Origin of the sequence: Devosia sp. (assembly GCF_036676215.1) — a bacterium.
GTDB lineage: Bacteria > Pseudomonadota > Alphaproteobacteria > Rhizobiales > Devosiaceae > Devosia.
In genome coordinates, this window is the sequence record NZ_JAKFDJ010000216.1 from 51,259 (window position 1) to 69,450 (window position 18,192).

General features: G+C 64.3%; 16 protein-coding genes. 8 read left to right on the top strand and 8 right to left on the bottom strand.

Annotated features, from left to right (window positions below):
* Positions 1–52 precede the first annotated feature (52 nt).
* From V6M52_RS17915 to V6M52_RS17925, 3 genes are read right to left on the bottom strand one after another with little or no spacing between them, the layout of a single operon-like run.
* The gene (locus V6M52_RS17915; protein ID WP_332702235.1) at positions 53–1,135 is read right to left on the bottom strand and encodes a LacI family DNA-binding transcriptional regulator; all 1,083 of its coding nucleotides are present in this window, start codon (positions 1,133–1,135) and stop codon (positions 53–55) included.
* Between the two features lie 53 nt (positions 1,136–1,188).
* Positions 1,189–2,415 carry a CehA/McbA family metallohydrolase gene (locus V6M52_RS17920; protein ID WP_332702237.1) on the bottom strand — a complete coding sequence of 409 codons (1,227 nt, stop codon included), beginning with the start codon at positions 2,413–2,415 and terminating at the stop codon, positions 1,189–1,191.
* Entirely contained in the window at positions 2,412–5,462 is a 3,051-nt protein-coding gene (locus V6M52_RS17925; RefSeq protein WP_332702239.1) for an alpha-mannosidase, read from the bottom strand. Before V6M52_RS17925 ends, V6M52_RS17920 begins: the two co-directional genes overlap by 4 nt.
* Before the next feature lie 244 nt (positions 5,463–5,706).
* On the opposite strand from V6M52_RS17925, the gene V6M52_RS17930 reads away from it, so the two are divergent.
* Genes V6M52_RS17930 through V6M52_RS17945 form a run of 4 tightly spaced genes read left to right on the top strand, consistent with a single transcriptional unit; the run spans position 5,707 to position 10,002 of the window.
* Positions 5,707–7,563 (top strand): feruloyl-CoA synthase, encoded by a 1,857-nt coding sequence (locus tag V6M52_RS17930; RefSeq protein WP_332702241.1) that lies wholly within the window; start codon positions 5,707–5,709, stop codon positions 7,561–7,563.
* A gap of 4 nt (positions 7,564–7,567) precedes the next feature.
* The gene (locus V6M52_RS17935) at positions 7,568–8,818 is read left to right on the top strand and encodes a thiolase family protein (RefSeq protein WP_332702243.1); all 1,251 of its coding nucleotides are present in this window, start codon (positions 7,568–7,570) and stop codon (positions 8,816–8,818) included.
* Positions 8,815–9,573, top strand: coding sequence for an SDR family NAD(P)-dependent oxidoreductase (locus V6M52_RS17940; protein WP_332702245.1), 759 nt, complete (start codon positions 8,815–8,817; stop codon positions 9,571–9,573). The genes V6M52_RS17935 and V6M52_RS17940 overlap by 4 nt, the downstream gene beginning before the upstream one ends.
* Positions 9,574–9,582: 9 nt before the next feature.
* Positions 9,583–10,002, top strand: a complete 420-nt coding sequence (locus V6M52_RS17945) for an acyl-CoA thioesterase (RefSeq protein WP_332702247.1) — start codon at positions 9,583–9,585, stop codon at positions 10,000–10,002.
* A 4-nt stretch (positions 10,003–10,006) separates the two neighbouring features.
* On the opposite strand, the gene V6M52_RS17950 is transcribed toward V6M52_RS17945, so the two are convergent.
* Positions 10,007–10,483 (bottom strand): MarR family winged helix-turn-helix transcriptional regulator, encoded by a 477-nt coding sequence (locus tag V6M52_RS17950; RefSeq protein ID WP_332702249.1) that lies wholly within the window; start codon positions 10,481–10,483, stop codon positions 10,007–10,009.
* Positions 10,484–10,673: 190 nt separating this feature from the next.
* Here V6M52_RS17950 and V6M52_RS17955 point away from each other — a divergent pair, with 190 nt between their 5' ends.
* From V6M52_RS17955 to V6M52_RS17970, 4 genes are all read left to right on the top strand, one after another.
* On the top strand, positions 10,674–11,447 hold the full coding sequence (locus V6M52_RS17955; protein ID WP_332702251.1) for a crotonase/enoyl-CoA hydratase family protein: 774 nt from the start codon (positions 10,674–10,676) through the stop codon (positions 11,445–11,447).
* A 114-nt stretch (positions 11,448–11,561) separates the two neighbouring features.
* Positions 11,562–12,098, top strand: coding sequence for a TRAP transporter small permease (locus V6M52_RS17960; protein ID WP_332690761.1), 537 nt, complete (start codon positions 11,562–11,564; stop codon positions 12,096–12,098).
* Positions 12,095–13,417, top strand: a complete 1,323-nt coding sequence (locus V6M52_RS17965) for a TRAP transporter large permease (protein ID WP_332702253.1) — start codon at positions 12,095–12,097, stop codon at positions 13,415–13,417. Before V6M52_RS17960 ends, V6M52_RS17965 begins: the two co-directional genes overlap by 4 nt.
* Before the next feature lie 97 nt (positions 13,418–13,514).
* Positions 13,515–14,543 (top strand): TRAP transporter substrate-binding protein, encoded by a 1,029-nt coding sequence (locus V6M52_RS17970; RefSeq protein ID WP_332690766.1) that lies wholly within the window; start codon positions 13,515–13,517, stop codon positions 14,541–14,543.
* Between the two features lie 58 nt (positions 14,544–14,601).
* Here the strand turns inward: V6M52_RS17970 and V6M52_RS17975 are convergent, their stop codons facing one another.
* The 4 genes from V6M52_RS17975 to V6M52_RS17990 form a co-directional block, all read right to left on the bottom strand.
* Positions 14,602–15,570, bottom strand: a complete 969-nt coding sequence (locus V6M52_RS17975; RefSeq protein ID WP_332702255.1) for a PDR/VanB family oxidoreductase — start codon at positions 15,568–15,570, stop codon at positions 14,602–14,604.
* A gap of 10 nt (positions 15,571–15,580) precedes the next feature.
* A complete protein-coding gene (locus V6M52_RS17980) occupies positions 15,581–16,324 on the bottom strand; it encodes a GntR family transcriptional regulator (RefSeq protein ID WP_332702257.1) in 744 nt (247 codons plus the stop codon).
* A gap of 3 nt (positions 16,325–16,327) precedes the next feature.
* Positions 16,328–17,374 carry an aromatic ring-hydroxylating dioxygenase subunit alpha gene (locus V6M52_RS17985; protein ID WP_332702259.1) on the bottom strand — a complete coding sequence of 349 codons (1,047 nt, stop codon included), beginning with the start codon at positions 17,372–17,374 and terminating at the stop codon, positions 16,328–16,330.
* Positions 17,375–17,484: 110 nt separating this feature from the next.
* Positions 17,485–18,192, bottom strand: a 708-nt coding sequence (locus V6M52_RS17990) for a branched-chain amino acid ABC transporter permease (protein WP_332702261.1), incomplete at its 5' end; no start/stop codon positions are given.

Genomic DNA, 18,192 nt, shown 5'->3' on the forward strand with positions numbered 1-18,192 from the left:
CGGACAAGGGTTCAGGGCCGCGAAAAAATATTCGAAGGCGACGACTTGGCGGTCAGGTGAAGCGTTTGGAAGCGGCCAGCGGTGCGACGCTATCGCGGATGATGAGCTGGCAGCCCAATTCGAGCCGGTGCGATGCGCGCACGGGCTGATCGCTGGAGACGCGTTGTTCAAGCAGGTGGAGTGCGTCTGGCCCCATCTGGTCGAGCGGAACGTTGATGGTCGTCAGGCTTGGCGAGGTGAACTCGCCGGGAGCCACGCCGTCGAAGCCCATCACCGATATGTCCTGGGGTATCCGCAGGCCCCTGGCCTCGAGACCCCGCATGACCCCCAGCGCCAGATTGTCTGCCGCACAGAAGATCGCTGTAACGCCACCCAGACCGTCGTGTTGCGTCAGCCATTCTCCTATGGCCTTCTCGCCGAAATGGGGCTCCCAGCCCTCGGCAAAGCAGAAGCGGGCGCCGTCTGCTGGCAGGTTGTTTTCGGCGAAGGCGTCGAGAAAACCGTCGCGCCGGCGCCGGATCGTCGCCCGCCCCTTCCAGGTGACATGCAGGATATTGCGGTGACCCTGGCTGATCAGCCAGTTGGTGGCCAGCGCCGATGCGAACCGGTTGCCAGGCGTAACGCTGTCGAGGCGCATCGAGCTGTCTTCGCCATTGATCAGCACCGCCGCCAGGCCCGATGCGGCGATCCCCTGGATCAGCTCGGGCCGGTCCACATTGAGCAGCAGGATGCCGTCGGCACCAGCGGAACGGGCATTGTCGACAATGGCGCGCGCCGAATTGGTGTCGCCTTCAAGCCGCAGCGGCACGAGCTTGATACCCCTGCGCTCACATTCCCGTCCGAGCGAGCCCAGCACGGTCCACGACACCAGGTTGATATTGCTCTGGGTGAGCGTATCGGGCGGCACGGCCAGCAACACGGTTTCAAGTGCCGAGATGGTCGCCTTGGCCTGCCTGTGGGCCAGATAGCCAAGGCGCCGCGCCGCGTCGAGCACGCGAGAGCGAACAGCCGGCGAGATCGAGGCGGTGCCATTGAGCACATGCGATACGGTCGAGATCGAAACTTCGGCCTCGCGCGAGACGTCCTTGATGCCGACCTTGCGATCGCGCTTGTCCCCGGCGGTGTCCTTGACCATGCCCAACCCCCGTATTCTTTGCAGCTTGCCCGTCACCATCGCCCCGCGCCCCGCTAGCCGGCGTAGAAGGGATTGGTGAAAAGCCGTGGCTCGTCTCCGTGCCAGACCTCGAACCGCTTGAAGCGGCTATCCAGCCTGCCACCCCAGACCAGGCGCGCGCCATCGGCAGCAATGACCTGGCTGGTGCCGGTTTCATCGACTACCCGCAGCTCGTCCCCTGCCAGCAGCGACGTGAACTCGACCTCGATCGCAGACCCCGCCACAATCGTGTCTCCGAACATGGGCGCGCCGTCAACCGGGCGGGCCATTGTGTCCTCCGGTGAAAAGCACACGACATTCCTCCCGGCCCTTATGGCCGCCAGAATATCGGCGATCGAACTGCCCTCGGCATAGACGCGATTGGACGGGCGCCCGTGGCGGCGCCGGTTCTTGAGGTGGAAGTCGCTGCCGCCCGTCACCGGGGCGACCTGCCCCGCGACCAGCCGCTCCTGCCAGAAGGCCAATGCATCCTGGTTGAGGGGCGACCAGTTGCCGTTCCAGATTTCCATGGCGTCGAAGGCAACCTCGTAGCCGGACTGCCACTTGCCACCCGCCGAGCGCTGGAAGGGATGGTTGATGACAATGGTGGCGCCATTGGCCCGCGCTTCCGCCATCTTGTCGGCCACGTCGCCCGGACTGGTGCAGCGCCAGTCCTCAACCGGCTTGTGCACGCCCAGGAAATTGGTGTGTCCATAATAGCTGGTCAGCTCCATGCCGGGCATGACCAGGATGCCGGGATCGTCCGGCCGTATGAAATTCTGCGAGATGGTGTTGTGGTCGGTCAGGGCCACGAAATCGAGCCGCGAGGCGCGGGCGCGATGGATTGCATCGACCACCGTCACTCCGCCATCCGAGTGTTCGGTATGGCTGTGGATGTCGCCCACCAGCCAGCGCGCCTGCTTTTCCGCCACGCGAATGCTGACGTCGACGCGGCAGTTGGGGCCGATGGTGACGATGCCCAGCACCACGGTCCAGTTGCCGGCCAGGGGGCCGGCATCATAGCTGGGCGTGGCGCGATCGGCCTCGATGGTGATGTGGGCACGCTCGGCGCCGCTCCAGCCGCGCATGCGGCCTTCATGGGCCACGCCCAGATCGATGACGCTGCCCCCGCTTCCCGCCGGAAACAGGTAGCTCACTTCGATGCGTTCGGTATTGGGACCGGCCCTGAACGGCACTTCGACGAAGGACTTTTCGCCACCCGGAAATTCCGTAATGGTGGCTGATATCTGGTGGCTGCTCATGGTGCTCTTCCCAGGCGTATGGCCTTGATTTCAAAGGGTTTGAAGGCGAGCTCCACCACGCCATCCACGGTCGACAATGCCTCCGGCTGGCGCTCGAGCAGGTCGGTTTCCGCCGCCTCGCCAAAGCCCACCGGCACTGTCAGGCGGGCGGTCTGTCGCACGCCGCGGGTCTCCCACAGACGCAGGATGAGATCGTCGCTGTCCTCGGCCAGCTTGAGCGCTTCAAGGGCGATGCCCTTGCCGTCCAGCCCCAGCAGGCCGGCCATTGGGGCGGCCGTGGCGCTGCCGCCTTCGAGCAGCAAGAGGGGCATGTTGAAGTCTTCGGCGGCCTCGGTGACCACAGAAATGTCACCACTATGAACCATCAATGAATAGCGCATCCGGTGCTCGCCCTGATCGGCCTCGGGCCAGGGATAGGTGGGCGAGCGCAGCAGGGTCAGCCGGATCGTCGTGCCCCTGGCGTCGTAGCCATATTTGCAGTCATTGAGCAGGACGACGCCGAAATCGGGTTCCGAAACATCGACCCAGCGCTGCATCGAGCATTCGTATCGCGCCTCGTCCCAGCTCGTATTGGCATGGGTCGCCCGTTGCACATGGCCGAACTGGATTTCGGCCCGCACCGCGCTGGCATTGACCGCGATGGGGAAGGCCGCCTTGAGCAAGGTATTGTGCTCGTGCCAGTCGATGAAGGTTTCGACCTCCACCTGCCTGGCGTCGGCTTCCAGTGACACAATCTGCACGATGCGCGAGCTCTCATAGCGCCATTCGAAGCGGATGGCAGCCCGCAGCGGCCCGGTCTCGGTCACCCGCACCGAGTCCAATGCGTCGATCTCCCAGACCTGGTCCTCGAAGGAGCGATCGATGTCCCAGGCATCATATTGCGCCGGCCGGTCGCGATAGGCCTGCAACCGGTTGCCCAGCGCGCCATCCATCAGCACCTGACGTCCGGTAATGCGGTCGAGGATCGACGTCATCCGCCCCACGGCATCAAAGCGCACCTCGATCCGCTCATTGGCCAGGTGCTCGGTCGACACCGACAGCGTCCCGCTGGGAGGCGACGCCTCTATTGCGACCGCGCCGAGCGCCGGCACCGCGTCGACCTTGACGACTGAGGTCCGGCGTCCATCGGCGCGTTCGATGGCCTGGCCATCGACGTGCTCGGTCTCGACCAGCCCACCCCGGCTTCGCCCCAGCACATTGCAGGCAAAGCGCAAGCTTGCTGGCAGCAAAACGCCGGCAAGCTGGCTCTTGAGCGCCTCGGCTTGGGCAAAGAACCGCGCATAATCCGCATCGCTATCATCGAACACCGCACCGATCGAAGAGCCCGGCAGAATATCGTGAAACTGGTTGAGCATGACGATCTGCCAGAGCTCCCACAGCTCTGCGCGCGGATAGGGATGGCCGGCAATCGAAGCCATGACAGCCAGCGCCTCGATCTCCCGTAAAGCATTCTCAGCCTTGCGATTATTGGCCTTGTTCTTGGCAACAGACGTCAGCGTGCCGCGGTGGAATTCGAGGTAAAGCTCGCCCACCCAGGTCGGGAAGCGCTCCGGCTCCGCCGCCATCTTGTCCAGCAGGCGCTCGAAAAACGGCCGCATCGGCTCATGGCTGACCTTAGGGCAGCCGGGAATGCCACGCTCCATGCGCCGCACATTCTCCAGCATCTCCCGCGTCGGCCCCCCGCCCCCATCGCCATGGCCATAGACCAGGAACAGCTCGTCATTGACCGGCTTCTGCCCATAGCGTTTCCAGGCCCCCATCACATGGGTGGGCTTGAGGTCGGGACAGTAGGTCGTGCCGATACTGGTGGACGTATAAGGCTGAGTGGTGAGGAAATAGGCCGCGACCTTAGTGCCGTCGATCCCCTGCCAGCGGAAGGTCTCGTAAGGCATGCGGTTGGTGTCGTTCCAGCTCAGCTTGTGGGTGACGAAGGTATCGAGCCCCGATCGCTCCATCAACTGCGGCAGGGCGGCCGAATAGCCGAACGTATCGGGCAGCCACATCATGCGCGGACGCACGCCATAGGTTCTTTCGTGGTAGCGCACACCATGCAGGATATGGCGGACCAGCGACTCCCCGCTCGAGACATTGACGTCCGGCTCGAGCCACAACGCCCCTTCGATCTCGAACTGGCCGCTATCGACCTTTTGCCCGATGCGCTCGAACAGTTCGGGATAGTCCTGTTCCAGATAATCGAGCAGCACGCACTGATTGTACATGAAGCGATAGTCGGGATAGGCCTCCATCAGCGCCAGCGCCGTCGCCATCGAGCGGGCCATCTTCTGGCGCGTCTCGCGCACCCGCCACAGCCAGGCCACGTCGATATGGGTGTGTCCGGTGGCCACGATCCTGGGCATGGAGGCGGCATCCGCCAGCGCATAGATCGCGTCGGCATGACGTTCGGCGGCAACGAGGCTCTGGCGAAAACGCTCCGGATGGCCCGGCCGCAGGTCGAGCACGGCGAGCGCCGCTTCGATATGGCCGACAATGGCGTGGCGCCGCCCGTCATCCTCGGGCAAGAGCCGCGCCACCTCGCCCGGGACCCGAAGGTCATAGTAGATCTTCTCGGCCAGCCCATCATGCACGACAAGCTCGCAGGCAAAGCCCAACTGCCGGCGATCCTCAATGGTCCCGACCTCGAACAGGATTTCGAACCGCTCGCCGGCACGCGCCTTTTCCGTCAGCAGCACCATCCGGTGGTTGCCATCGACGCCCTGCGCAATCCGGCCATTGACCCGCACCAGACACTGGGGATCGGATCGCCCCATGACGCTGCCGAACTGGGCCTCGATCCTGAGATGGACGGCGGCTCCATCAAGCGCCTCGGGAATGGTCACATCACCCGCAAACCAGAAATAGCCATCAGGCTCGCCCCAGATCAGATCGCGGTCGACGGGCGTCCATCCGGCCCGATTCTCCGCCACGACCTGGGCACGGTCATTATGGTGTGCCGGGCGAAACCGCAGTGGCACCGTCACACCGGACGGCGTAAAAATGCGTTTGTTCAGTTCGAGCAGCAGCACATCAATGGCGGGAAAAGGGCCCATAATCTCCGTCGCGCTGGCCGCGCGCCTCGCGTTTTGTGAAACTCTTTCATTACAGAGTCATTCCAAAAACGCAAATTTCCATTGGCAATGGTCGACTACTGGCGCTGATTTATGAAATTCTTTTCGCTCGCGGCCGATCGGACGGGCTTCAGGCTGAGCATTGCGAATTGCCTGACAGGAGCCACTTGAAACCTCCGCGACAATATTGTTATGTAACATAACAATTAGGGAGAGAGGCTCAGTCATGCAAAGCGAGGCTGTGTATCGACCGGTGCGCATGGGAGAGATGCGCGCCACACTGACTGAAGGTACGGACGGGGTACTCTATGTCCGGTCCAGCGAAACGCTTGGCCCCTATCCGCGGGCCATGACCGACATGCTGGCCCGCTGGGCCACGGAACGGCCTGACCTGGTATTTCTCGCCGACCGGGGACCGGATGGTGACTGGCGGAAAGTGACTTACGCCCAGGCCTGGCAGACCGTGCAATCGCTCGCCCAGGCGCTGCTGGATGCCGGCCTTGATGCCGAAAGGCCGCTGCTGATCCTGTCGGGCAACGAGATCGAGCACGCCTTGCTGGGCTATGCCGCCATGCTCGCCGGCGTACCGCATGCGCCGCTGTCACCAGCCTACTCGCTGGTGTCCAAGGACTTTGCCAAGCTCAAGCATATTGTCGGGCTGATCCAGCCGGGCATGGTCTATGCCAGCGATGGAGAGCGCTTCGCGCCGGCCATCGCCGCTACGCTCGATGCAGCAGTTCCGGTGGTGGTGCGCACCAACCCGATGCCGGGACGCCCGACCCAGATATGGGCCGATTTGGCGAAAACGCCGGTCACGCCGGCAGTCGCCGAGGCCGCGGACCAGGTGACGCCCGACACGGTGGCCAAGCTGCTGTTCACCTCGGGCTCGACGGGCATGCCCAAGGCGGTGATCACCACCCAGCGCATGCTGACCTGCAACCAGGAGATGATCCGCACCGCCCTCGCCTTTCTCGCGGATGAGCCGCCGGTGCTGGTGGACTGGATGCCCTGGAACCACGTTGCCGGTGGCAGCCACAATCTTGGCATCGCGCTCTACAATGGCGGCAGTTTCTATGTCGACGACGGCTCCGCCACGCCCGAGGGCATGAAGCGGACGGTGCGAAACCTCACCGATATCTCGCCGACACTCTACTTCAACGTGCCCAAGGGCTACGAATTCCTGGTCGAGCATCTGGCCGTCGACGCGGCCCTGCGCGACGGCTTCTTCCGGCACCTGCTCGTCATGCAATATGCCGGCGCCAGCCTCGCCCAGCATGTGTGGGACGGCCTCGACACTGCGGCATACACCGCCACCGGCCAGCGCATCCGCATCATCACCGGCTATGGTTCGACCGAAACGGCGCCCTTTGCCTTCACCACTACCTGGACGGTCGAAAGCGCCGGCCTTGTTGGGCTGCCGGCTGCGGGCATGGAAATCAAGCTGGTGCCAAACGAGGCAAAGCTCGAGCTGCGCCTGCGCGGCCCCAATGTGACGCCCGGCTACTGGAAACAGCCCGAAAAGACCGCGGAAGCCTTTGACGAGGAGGGCTACTACAAGATTGGCGACGCCCTGAAATTCGCCGACGCGGCCGACCTGAGCAAAGGCTTCGCCTTCGATGGCCGCGTCACCGAGGATTTCAAGCTGGCCACCGGCACCTGGGTGAATATGGGCGGGGTGCGCCTGAGCGCCATCGCGGCCGGTGCGCCACTGCTGCGCGACCTGGCGCTGACCGGGCTCGACCGCAACTTTATCGCAGCACTGATCTTCCCCGATCTCGAGGCCTGCCGCCAACTGACCGGGCTCGAGCGGTCAGCCACCAATGAGGAGATCGTCGCCCACCCCGCAGTGCGCGCCGCCTTCCAGGCGCGCTTCGATGCCCTCGCGGCGAAGGCGACCGGCAGCGCCAGCCACATTGCCCGCGCCATCCTGCTGGCGACCCCACCTTCCGTCGATGCCGGGGAGATAACCGACAAGGGTTCGATCAACCAGCGGGCGGTGATCGCGGCGCGGGCGCGGGCCTTCGCCGATCTCTACGCCGAGCCTGCCCCCGGCCATGTGCTGACCTTCGCCCGAAAGGCATAATGAAATGAGCAAGCCAGCCGGCCTCGCGGCCACTTTCGCCGATGCCTATCTGATCGACGGCATGCGCACCCCATTCGTCGACTATCGCGGCGCCCTTTCGGCCATTTCTCCCATCGACCTGGGCATCAAGGCCGCCCGGGCGGCCATCGCCAAGGCGGGCGTGGACCCGGCCGATATCGGCACCACCATTGCCGGCTCGATGGCACAGGCCTCGTTCGACGCCTATGTGACGCCACGCCATATCGGGCTTTATGCCGGCGTCCCAGTCGAGCGCCCGGCCCATCTGGTGCAGCGCATCTGCGGCACCGGCATCGAGGCATTGAGCCAGGCGGCCGATGCCGTCTCGCTCGGTCGCGTCGAGCTGGCGCTGGGTGTTGGCACCGAATCCATGAGCCGCAACCCGATTGCTGCCTATACCCACCGCAATGGCTTCACTATGGGCCAGGTTGAGTTCAAGGACTTCCTGTGGGAAGCGCTGATGGACCCGGCCGTGCTGTGCAATATGGGCGACACGGCGGAGAACCTTGCCAAGCAATATGGCATCGACCGCGAAGCCGTAGACCGCTTTGCAGTCCGCAGCTTTGAGCGGGCCATCGCGGCGCGGGACAGTGGGTTCCTCGCAGGGGAAATCGTACCGGTTGTTTCCGAGGATTTCGCCATCGAGGGCCTGCAAACCCGCGGCATCAAACTCGCCAAGGGCGTCGAGAGCGTCGGAGTGGACAGCCATATCCGCCCCTCACCCTATGAGGTGCTATCCCGCCTGCGGCCAGCCTTTGGCGGCGTGCAGACCGGGGGCAATTCCTCGGCCATCGTCGATGGCGCGGCCGCCGCGCTGGTCGGTTCGGCCGGCTATGTGCAGAGCAAGGGCCTCAAGCCGCTGGCCCGCATCCTTGCCAGCGCCGCGGTCGGTGTGCCACCCCATATCATGGGCATCGGTCCCGCCCCGGCGATCCGTTCGGTCCTCGATGCCGCCGGCCTCAGCCTCGACCAGATCGACCGCATCGAGATCAACGAGGCCTTCGGCGCCCAGATCCTGGCCTGCATTGCCGAGATCGGACTCGACCAGGACAAGGTCAACGTCAATGGCGGCGCCATCGCCATCGGCCACCCGCTCGGCGCCACCGGCGTGCGCATCACCCTGACGCTGGCGCGCGAACTCAAGCGCAGCGGCTTGCGCTACGGCATCGCCTCGGCCTGTATTGGTGGTGGCCAGGGCATTGCGCTGCTGATCGAAAATACGGAGGCCGCATCGTGAAGATCGAGGGGGTAACGGCGCTCGTCACCGGCGGTAGTTCCGGGCTTGGTGCGGCCACGGCACGGGCGCTGGCGGCGAAAGGCGCGCGGGTCACCATCCTTGACCGCAATGCCGAGGCTGGTTCGGCCGTGGCGGCCGAGATTGGCGGATTCTTTGCCCCCTGCGATGTGGCCGATGCCGAAAACGCGACCGCAGCCTTGGCGGCCAGCCGGGCCGCGCTTGGTGTGCCGCGTATTCTCGTCAACTGCGCCGGCATCGGCGGGGCAGGACGCGTGGTGGGCCGGGACGGCCCGCTGCCACTCGACGCCTTCGAGCGCATCATCCGCGTCAACCTCATCGGCACCTTCAACATGATGCGGCTGGCCGCTGCCGAAATGTCCGTGGCCGATCCGATAGAAGGGTCGCGCGGCGTCATCATCTCGACCGCCTCGGTCGCAGCCTTCGAGGGCCAGATCGGCCAGGCGGCCTATGCGGCCTCCAAGGGCGGCATCGCGGCGCTGACATTGCCGGTGGCGCGCGAGCTGGCCCGCTTCGGCATTCGGGTGCTGACCATCGCACCGGGGCTGTTCAAGACGCCGCTGCTCGCCGAACTGCCGCAGGAAGCCCAGGACGCGTTGGGCGCCGCGATCCCCTATCCGGCCCGGCTCGGCGAACCATCCGAATTCGCGCAGCTCGTCACCGCCATGGTGGAGAACGACTATCTCAACGGCGAGATCGTGCGGCTCGACGGCGCGCTCCGCATGCAGCCCAAATAGGAGCCGCTCATGCTCGTCAACACCCGCAGCGTGGAGATCGAGTTCGGCGATTGCGACCCCGCCGGCATCGTCTACTACCCCAACTATTTCCGCATGTTCGATGCCTCGACGGCCTACCTCTTCGAAGCGGCGCTGGGCATGAAGAAGATCGCCTGGATCCGCCATTTCGGCATTGTCGGCATCCCCATGGTCGATACGGGCGCCAAATTCATCCGGCCCTCGGCCTTTGGCGACGTCGTCAGCATCGAAACCACGGTCACCGAATTGCGGCGCTCCAGCTTTGTGATCGGTCACAAGCTCTACAATGGCGGGGACCTCGCCATCGAAGCCCATGAGATACGGGTATGGGCCGGCAAGGACCCTGACCACCCCGATCGCATCAAGTCGCGGGCGCTGCCGCCCGAAGTGGTCGAGGCGCTATCGCGCTAGATGGCTACTCGGCGTCGAGTAACCGCCCCAGCAGGTCCATCAACTGGTCCCGCGCGGCCGGTCCTCCCAGCCTATCAACGCAATAGGTCTCGAAATCCGCCTGCACCTTGTTGAACACCGCGATCTGCTCGAGCCCATGCGGCGTGAGGTAGAGCGCCTGCGAGCGGCGGTCATTGGCTGGCAGGCGCCGTTCGACCAGCCCCCGCCCTTCCAGCCCATTGATCAGGGCCACGAAGTTCGCACGCTTGATGCCGAGCGCCTTGGCGATTTCGATCTGCTTGCTGCCCGGATTGGCATCGATCAGCGCCAGCGCCGAATAATCGGCCGGCCGCAGGTCATGCGCTGCGAACCGGGCGATGAACTGCTGGAACACATGGATCTGCGCCCGGCGCAGCCGATAACCGACAATGTCGGTCACGACATCGGTATGGAAGCGGCGGCGCGCCGGCTTTGATCGCGGCGCAGGGTGTTGCTCGTCCATCAGTATCCCCATTGGCGGCTTGGCGCCTGCTCCTTATCGGCAAGGCGACGGTTTCGGGCAAGAGCGCAGCCAAAAATCACCGCCACGACCCATCACCTACTGGTACTCCAGATTGTTATATAGTAGAACAATTATCAACGCTGTTATACCGGACAAGCCGGAGCCATGCAGCGTCACATCGGGGTCGAGCATGATCGAAGAAAAGTCCGTTGTGGACGTGCGGATCGAGGGCACCATTGCCCATCTGCAGTTCAACCGCCCGGCCAAGCGCAATGCGGTAAACGATCAGACCATCGCGGAACTGCAGGCGTTCTTCGGCGCCATCCCCAAGGGCGTACGTGCCGTCGTGCTGTCGGGCGCGGGCGGGCACTTTTCGGCCGGGCTGGACCTCAGCGAACAGGTCAAGCGTGATCCCCAGGAAGTGATGCGGCATTCGCGCAACTGGCACGCGGTGATGGGCCTCCTGCAGTTCAGTGGCGTGCCGGTGGTTGCCGCAATGTCGGGGGCGGTCATGGGCGGGGGTCTGGAGATCGCGGCCGCCTGTCACGTTCGCGTCGCCGAACCGGGCACCATGTTCCGCATGCCCGAAGGCCAGCGCGGCATTTTCGTCGGCGGCGGCGCCACCGTGCGGCTTGGCGCCATCATCGGCGCCGACCGACTGACCGAAATGATGCTCACCGGCCGCACCTATTCGGCCGAAGAGGGTGAACGCATTGGGCTGGCCCACTATCTGGCGCCGGCTGGTGGCGGACTCGCCAAGGCGAAGGAACTGGCCGGACAAATCGCCCAGAACTCGGCTACGATCAACTATCTGATCATTCAGTCGATTGCGCGCATTGCCAAGATGTCGGCGGAAGACGGCCTCTATGCGGAAAGCCTCGCCGCTGCGCTGAGCCAGACTGGTGCCGACGCGGACGAGGGCCTGCGCGCCTTTCTCGAGAAGCGCAAACCCAACTTCGCCTGACCAGGACGCCCACGCAGACGGGATATAATTTCGGGGTTATACAAACTACGCAGAAAATCGCTTTGCCGCACGCAAGATGACGGCAATCATTGACGAAGGGAGGAGCCTTTGGAAATGGACGAAACTTTCATCGGTCGCGGTGTGGCCGGGCTCGCGCGACTGACGGCGATCGCCGGCGGCCTGGTGCTAACCGTGCTTGTCGCGCTGATCGTGGTCAGCGTCATCGGACGCGCCCTCATCTGGGCGGGCCTGGGCCCGGTCCTGGGCGATTACGAGCTGGTTGAGGCGGGCGTTGGCTTTGCCATCTTTGCCTTCTTGCCCTGGGCCCACTTCACCCGCGGACACGCCGTCGTGGCGATCTTCACCGACCTCGCCGGCCCGCGCTTCAACGCCTGGCTGCTGGTCGTGTGTGACGCGCTGATGCTGGTCCTGGCTACCTTGATCACCTGGCGCCACGCGCTCGGCACTATCGACAAATTCAATTATGGCGAAACCACCCTGCTGCTGCGCATGCCACTCTGGTGGTCCTATGCGGCCGGCCTGATCGGCGCCGGTGTCCTGATCATCGTGGCCATCTACCTCTTCGCCCGCAGCCTGGCCGATGCCGTGGCCGGCAAGGCGCCAACCGCAAGTCAGGGAGCGGCTCATTGAGCAATGTTGAACTCGGGCTCTGGTCGTTTCCGGTCATCCTGCTGCTGATCTTCCTGCGTATTCCCATCGGCCTGGCCATGCTGGCCGTGGGTATCGGCGGCTCCTATCTGGTGACGGGCTCCTTCAATCCCGTCATGGCCCAGTTCAAGAGCCTGACGCACAGCACGTTTTCCAGCTATTCGCTGTCGGTCGTGCCGCTTTTCCTGCTGATGGGCCAGTTCGCGACGCTCGGCGGCATGTCGGCTGCCTTGTTCAAGGCCGCCGCAACCTGGCTCGGCCATCGCAAGGGCGGCGTCGCCATGGCCGCCATCGGCGCCTGCGCCGGGTTCGGCGCCATTTGCGGCTCCTCATTGGCCACGGCCGCCACGATGGGCCAGGTCGCCTTGCCCGAGCTCAGGAAATACGGCTATTCCGGCGCCCTGGCGACCGGCACGCTGGCTGCGGGCGGCACGCTGGGCATTCTCATCCCGCCATCGGTCATCCTGGTCATCTATGCCATCCTGACCGAGCAGAACATTTCCAAGCTCTTCATGGCGGCCTTCGTGCCGGGCATCCTGGCCGCCATCGGCTACATGATCACCATCGCCATCTATGTGCGGGTCAATCCCGAAGCCGCCGGTTCTGCCGAGCGGGTGCCCTATCGTGAGCGCTTCGCGGCGCTGGGTGGGGTCTGGCCGGTGCTGGTCGTCTTCATCGTCGTCATCGGCGGCATCTATAGCGGCCTGTTCACCCCCACCGAAGCGGCGGCCATCGGCGCGGCTGGCACGGCGATCATCTCGTTGTTCAACCGCAGCCTCAATGGCAAGAACTTCATCGAGGCCATCCTCGCCACGGCATCATCCACCGCTATGATCTTCCTGATCGTGCTGGGCGCCGCGGCACTCAATGGCTTCCTCGCCATGTCGCAATTGCCCCAGGTCTCGGCCGAATGGGTCACCACGCAGGGCTTCAATCCATGGGTCGTGCTGGTGGCGATCCTCATTCTCTACCTGATACTGGGCTGCGTCATGGACTCGCTGTCGATGATCCTGCTCACCGTGCCGATCATCTTCCCAATGGTGACCGCGCTCGATTTCGGCCTGCCGCCTGAGGAATTCGCCATCTGGTTCGGCATTCTCATCCTCATTGTGGTGGAAGTGGGCCTAATCACCCCGCCGGTTGGCATGAACCTCTTCGTCATCAATTCCATGGCCAGGGGCACCTCGCTTGGCCAGACCTACAAGGGCGTCCTGCCCTTCGTCGCGAGCGATCTTATCCGCACCGTCATCCTGACCGCTTTCCCGGTCATCACGCTGTTCCTGGTGAGGCTGCTCTACTGAAACCACCCGCCCGCGCCTCGAGGAGACAGGGGCGGACGTCGTATCGAGGATAACTGCAACGCGCACCCAAACGCGCAACCTAGGGAGTGAGAAAACTATGAATAAGCTCAATACCATCTTGGCTGGCGCCCTCGCCGCAACATTGCTTTGCGGCAGCGCGCTGGCCCAGGAAGTGACCATGCGCATCCACCAGATGCTGCCGGCACAGGCAACCATCCCGGCCTCGGCAATCGCGCCCTGGGCCAAAGCGGTCGAAGAACAATCGGGTGGCCGCATCAAGTTCGAGCTCTACCCGGCCATGCAGCTGGGCGGCGCCCCGCCGGCGCTGTTCGATCAGGCCAAGGATGGCGTGGTCGACATCATCTGGACCGTGCTCGGCTACACGCCGGGCCGCTTCCCCAAGTCGGAAGTCTTCGAAATGCCATTCCTGGTCACCTCTGCCGAGGCGACCTCGGTGGCGTTCCAGAAATATGTCGAAGCCAACGCCATGGATGAGTTCGAGGGTGTTCACCTGATCGCCGTGCATACCCATGGCCCTGGCCTGTTCCACACGCAGAACCCGGTAACCAAGCTGGAAGACCTGGCTGGGATGAAGATCCGTGGCGGCTCCCGCGTGATTTCGGACATGCTCGGTCGTCTCGGCGCCGAACCCATCGGAATGCCGGTGCCGCAGGTGACCGAGGCTCTGTCCAAGGGCGTCATCAACGGCACGACCATCCCCTGGGAAGTCACGCCTTCGCTCAAGGTGGCCGAACTGGTCAAGAACCACACCGGCTTCACCGGAGCCAACGGCCTCTATACCCAGACCTTTGCCTTCGTGATGAACCAGGCGAGCTACGACGCCCTGCCCGACGACCTCAAGGCCGTGATCGATGCCAATTCCGGCGTCGAAGTGGCCCGCTTCTTCGGTCGTGCCATGGACAAGGGCGATGCTGGCGGCGCGTCCATCGCCGTGGGCCTGGGCAACAACATCATCACGCTGGACGAAGCCGAAACCGCCCGCTGGAAGGCCGCTGCGCAGCCCACTATCGACCAGTGGTTCACCGACATGGAAGCACTGGGCGTCGACGGCAAGGCTCTCTACGAGCAGGCCGTGTCGATGGTAGCGGCCGAGTCGGCCCAGTAGCCGATCCAATCTCCCGAAGACTTGAAGGGCGCCGCGGCGCCCTTCTTTTTGTCAGCAGTCAGGTACGATAGCCGACATCGATCACCGCCCGGCCGCTGGCCAGGCGGGACACGCAGGCACACATCCGTGTCCCCTCATGCTTCTCCTCGGCGCTGAAGAACACGTCGCGGTGGTCGATGGGGCCGTCATGCTCGATGATGTCGACAGCGCAGAGCCCGCATTCGCCCCGCTGGCAATCGTAGATCATGTCGACACCAGCACCGAGCAGCGCCTCGAGCAGGGTCTGGTCGGGCCGCACGGCGACCGAGCGGCCAAGCCCCTGCACTTCGACGCTGAACGGGCCTTCGGCGAAAAGCCCGCTATCACCGAACACTTCATAGCGCAGCCGGCCCATGGGACGCCCGGCGGCGGCCCATGCGGCCTTGACCGCATTGAGCATGTCGATGGGGCCGCAGACATAGAGTTCGCCATTGGCGGGAAGCGCGGCAATCTCGGCCGCCACATCGATGCGCCCACCGGCATCGCCGGCATGCACGACAACGCGGTCGCCGAGTTCGGCTTCCAGCGCTTCGGCGAAGGCCATGACCGAGCGACTGCGGCCGCCATAGACCAGGCGGAACGGTATGCCGCGCCGCTGCAGCGCCAGCGCCATGCCGTAGATCGGCGTGATACCGATGCCACCGGCCATCAGCAGGTAATAGGGCGCGCGCCAGGCCAGCTCGAACCGGTTTTCCGGCACGCTAAGCTCGATCGCTGTCCCGGTTTCGAGACCCCACATGAAGCGGGAGCCACCCCGGCTATGATCGTGATGCTTGACGGCCACGCTGAGATGGCCTGCCGGCGCCGGCAGGCAGCTATAGGTGCGGATGGCCTGGCCCTCGCCAAGGCTCACCTTGAAATTGCTGTGCGAGCCCGGATCGAAGCGCGGCAGCACACCTTCGACGGCAAATTCGAGCAGCTTGACGTCAGCAGCGATCTGTTCGGCACGGGTGACGATGCCCTGGCGCCATTCTTGCCTGTTGCGCATGACGCTCCTCCTATTCGCCGACCAAAGCCAGCGCCGGCATGCGGCGCAACAGGCTCCGATCCTCTTCGATGACATATTCGAGATTCTGCCGCGCCAGCCGCGCATGCTCGCGCGCCAGCGCCTCGGCCCGACCGCCCTCGCGCATCTCGATGGCATTGACGATGGCCTTGTGCTGCGCCTGTCCCACCAGCAGCGACTGCCGGAATGCGGGCACATCCGCCTGCTTGTCGAGAAAGGCGCTGGGTGAGGCAAAGGGGAGCCGTGTCACCCGCTCGATCTCGCGCCTGATGGTCTCGCTGCCCGAAAGCCCCGCCAGCGCCTCGTGGAAGGCGGCGTTGAGCTCGACATAGCGCTCGAACGCCATGTCCTCAGGCCGGTCGCGCACGGTCTCGTCGAGCGCGCGTACCAGTTCCTTGATGGCACGCATACGGCCCGGCGGCACGCCGCGCTCCGCTGCCAGCCGCGCCGCGGTGCCTTCCAGCACCCCGCGCAGTTCGATGGCATCGATCACCTCCTCGCGGGCAAAGCCGCGCACCGCGTAGCCACCCGAAGGAATGAGCTCAAGCAGCCCCTCTTGCTCCAGCCGCGCCAGCGCGGCGCGGATCGGGGTGCGCGAAATGCCCAGCTTCTCGGCAATCGCCACTTCCGAGAGGCGCTCACCCGGACGGACACTACCGCCCAGGATCAGGTCGCGCACGCCCATCAGCGCCTTGAGCGATTGCGGCTGCTGCCGGGTCTGGGGTGAAGCGGCCATGGCCTATTCCGCCGCCATGGTTTGCTGCTGCTCGCCCGCGATCATCGCGTCGATCAGCTTGCGCGCCCACATCGAGCCGGCATCGATATTGAGATTGTAGATGACGTGGTCCGGATTGTTATCGATGGCGATCTGCTGCGCCTCGAGGATCCGTTCATCCTCGCGGAAGATTCCTGCCACGCCTTCGCGCAGCTCATGCGTACGACGCTGCTCGGAGGTCTTGTAGTTGCGCGCGAAGGCCCAGAAATAGTGGCAGGTCTTGTCGGTTTCGGGCGTGATGGTATTGAGCACGAAGCCGTTGACGCCCTGGCTGCGGTCACCCTCGGGCGCGCCCGTCCCCGCTACCGCCACACCCACATCGATGGCGATGGTGGCCGGCGCTTCGAAATTGATGATCTGCCAGCGATCGACATTGCCCGGCTTGCCCAATTGCCCGCGCCAGAATGGCGGCGCGTCGATGTCCTTCATCCAGCGGGTGATGGTCGCGGTCTTGTCCGAATGGGTGGCGGTGAACGGGGCTTCCGCCACCGCGCGATTGCCGATGGACGAACCATGCACATAGGTCTCGTGCGTCAGGTCCATCAGGTTGTCGATCACCAGCCGGTAGTCGCATTTGGCATGGATCAGCTTGCCATCCGCCGCCCATGCCGGATCGTCGTTCCAGTGCAGGTCGGGGATCTTGGCCGGATCGGCCAGCGCCGGATCGCCCATCCACAGCCAGATGAAGCGATGCCTTTCGACCAGCGGATAGGACACGACGCAAGCCGACGGATTGATGGTGTCCTGCGACGGCATGTATACACAACGGCCGGTATCGTCGAATTCGAGGCCATGATAGCCGCAGATGACATTGTCGCCATAGAGCTCCCCCATGGAGAGCGGCAGCAGCCTATGCCAGCAGGCATCGGCCAGGGCCACCGGCGTTCCATCCTGCTTTCGATACATAACCACAGGCTTTCCGCAGATCTTGCGCGGCAACAGCGCGCGCTTGATCTCGGTATCCCAAGCGGCCGCATACCAGGCGTTCATCGGAAATGTCTGGGTGCTCATCACCGGGCTCCTCTCCCTGCGATCAATCTCGCGTATCATAAAATACCAGTTGTATACATTTTTCAAGAGCAAGCGTCTTCGACCATGGTCGAAGACGTTGGTGTTGGGTGTCAGGCCGGCGGTGCCTTGGCCGGCTGCTTGAGCATGACGCCACCGGACAGCAGATCAATGCCGGTGCGCCGCCGCCAGGTGCCCCACAGGCCATCGGGCAGGTAGAGCGCAAAGCCCACCGCGATGACGCCGAGGCCAGTAAGGTACCAGACGCCGAGATCGCCAAAGATTTCCTGCAAGAGGAAGAAGATGACGGCCCCGATGATCGGCCCCTCGAAAGTCTTGAGGCCACCCACCAGCACCATGAACAGCATGAACACGGTCCACTGCACGCCGAAATTGGTGCGCGGCAGGAAGGTGATGGCGCTGGCCAGCCAGACCGTGCCGGCCAGGGCGCAGCCGAAGGCGGCCAGCACGAAGATGATCTGCTTGATCCGCATCACGTCGATGCCGATGGAGGCGGCGGCCTCCTCATCGTCGCGGATCGCCTGCGCCGCGGCGCCGATGCGGCTGCGCAGCAGCCAGAAGGTGGCGGTGAGGATAAGCGCGAGACTGCCCAGCCCCAGCCAGTAGGTGAGGTTGCGGCGCAGCTCGGGATCAAGGGCATTGAGCGCCAGCAGCGACGTGCCGGTTTCCCCCTGCACCAGCGGATCGAACATCACCACGATGCGCAGCACCTCGGCGATCACCCACATGGCGATGGCGAATTCCCCGCCCTTGAGGCGCAGGGCGAAAGTCGAAATCGGGATCGCGACTAGGCCCGCGCC

Coding starts and splice junctions, on each gene's coding strand:
- V6M52_RS17935 (WP_332702243.1), top strand. CDS start 7,568: ATGAGCAAGCCAGCCGGCCTCGCGGCCACTTTCGCCGATGCCTATCTG.
- V6M52_RS17975 (WP_332702255.1), bottom strand. CDS start 15,570: ATGCGCAACAGGCAAGAATGGCGCCAGGGCATCGTCACCCGTGCCGAA.
- V6M52_RS17985 (WP_332702259.1), bottom strand. CDS start 17,374: ATGAGCACCCAGACATTTCCGATGAACGCCTGGTATGCGGCCGCTTGG.
- V6M52_RS17955 (WP_332702251.1), top strand. CDS start 10,674: ATGATCGAAGAAAAGTCCGTTGTGGACGTGCGGATCGAGGGCACCATT.
- V6M52_RS17950 (WP_332702249.1), bottom strand. CDS start 10,483: ATGGACGAGCAACACCCTGCGCCGCGATCAAAGCCGGCGCGCCGCCGC.
- V6M52_RS17980 (WP_332702257.1), bottom strand. CDS start 16,324: ATGGCCGCTTCACCCCAGACCCGGCAGCAGCCGCAATCGCTCAAGGCG.
- V6M52_RS17960 (WP_332690761.1), top strand. CDS start 11,562: ATGGACGAAACTTTCATCGGTCGCGGTGTGGCCGGGCTCGCGCGACTG.
- V6M52_RS17920 (WP_332702237.1), bottom strand. CDS start 2,415: ATGAGCAGCCACCAGATATCAGCCACCATTACGGAATTTCCGGGTGGC.
- V6M52_RS17915 (WP_332702235.1), bottom strand. CDS start 1,135: ATGGTCAAGGACACCGCCGGGGACAAGCGCGATCGCAAGGTCGGCATC.
- V6M52_RS17945 (WP_332702247.1), top strand. CDS start 9,583: ATGCTCGTCAACACCCGCAGCGTGGAGATCGAGTTCGGCGATTGCGAC.
- V6M52_RS17925 (WP_332702239.1), bottom strand. CDS start 5,462: ATGGGCCCTTTTCCCGCCATTGATGTGCTGCTGCTCGAACTGAACAAA.
- V6M52_RS17930 (WP_332702241.1), top strand. CDS start 5,707: ATGCAAAGCGAGGCTGTGTATCGACCGGTGCGCATGGGAGAGATGCGC.
- V6M52_RS17970 (WP_332690766.1), top strand. CDS start 13,515: ATGAATAAGCTCAATACCATCTTGGCTGGCGCCCTCGCCGCAACATTG.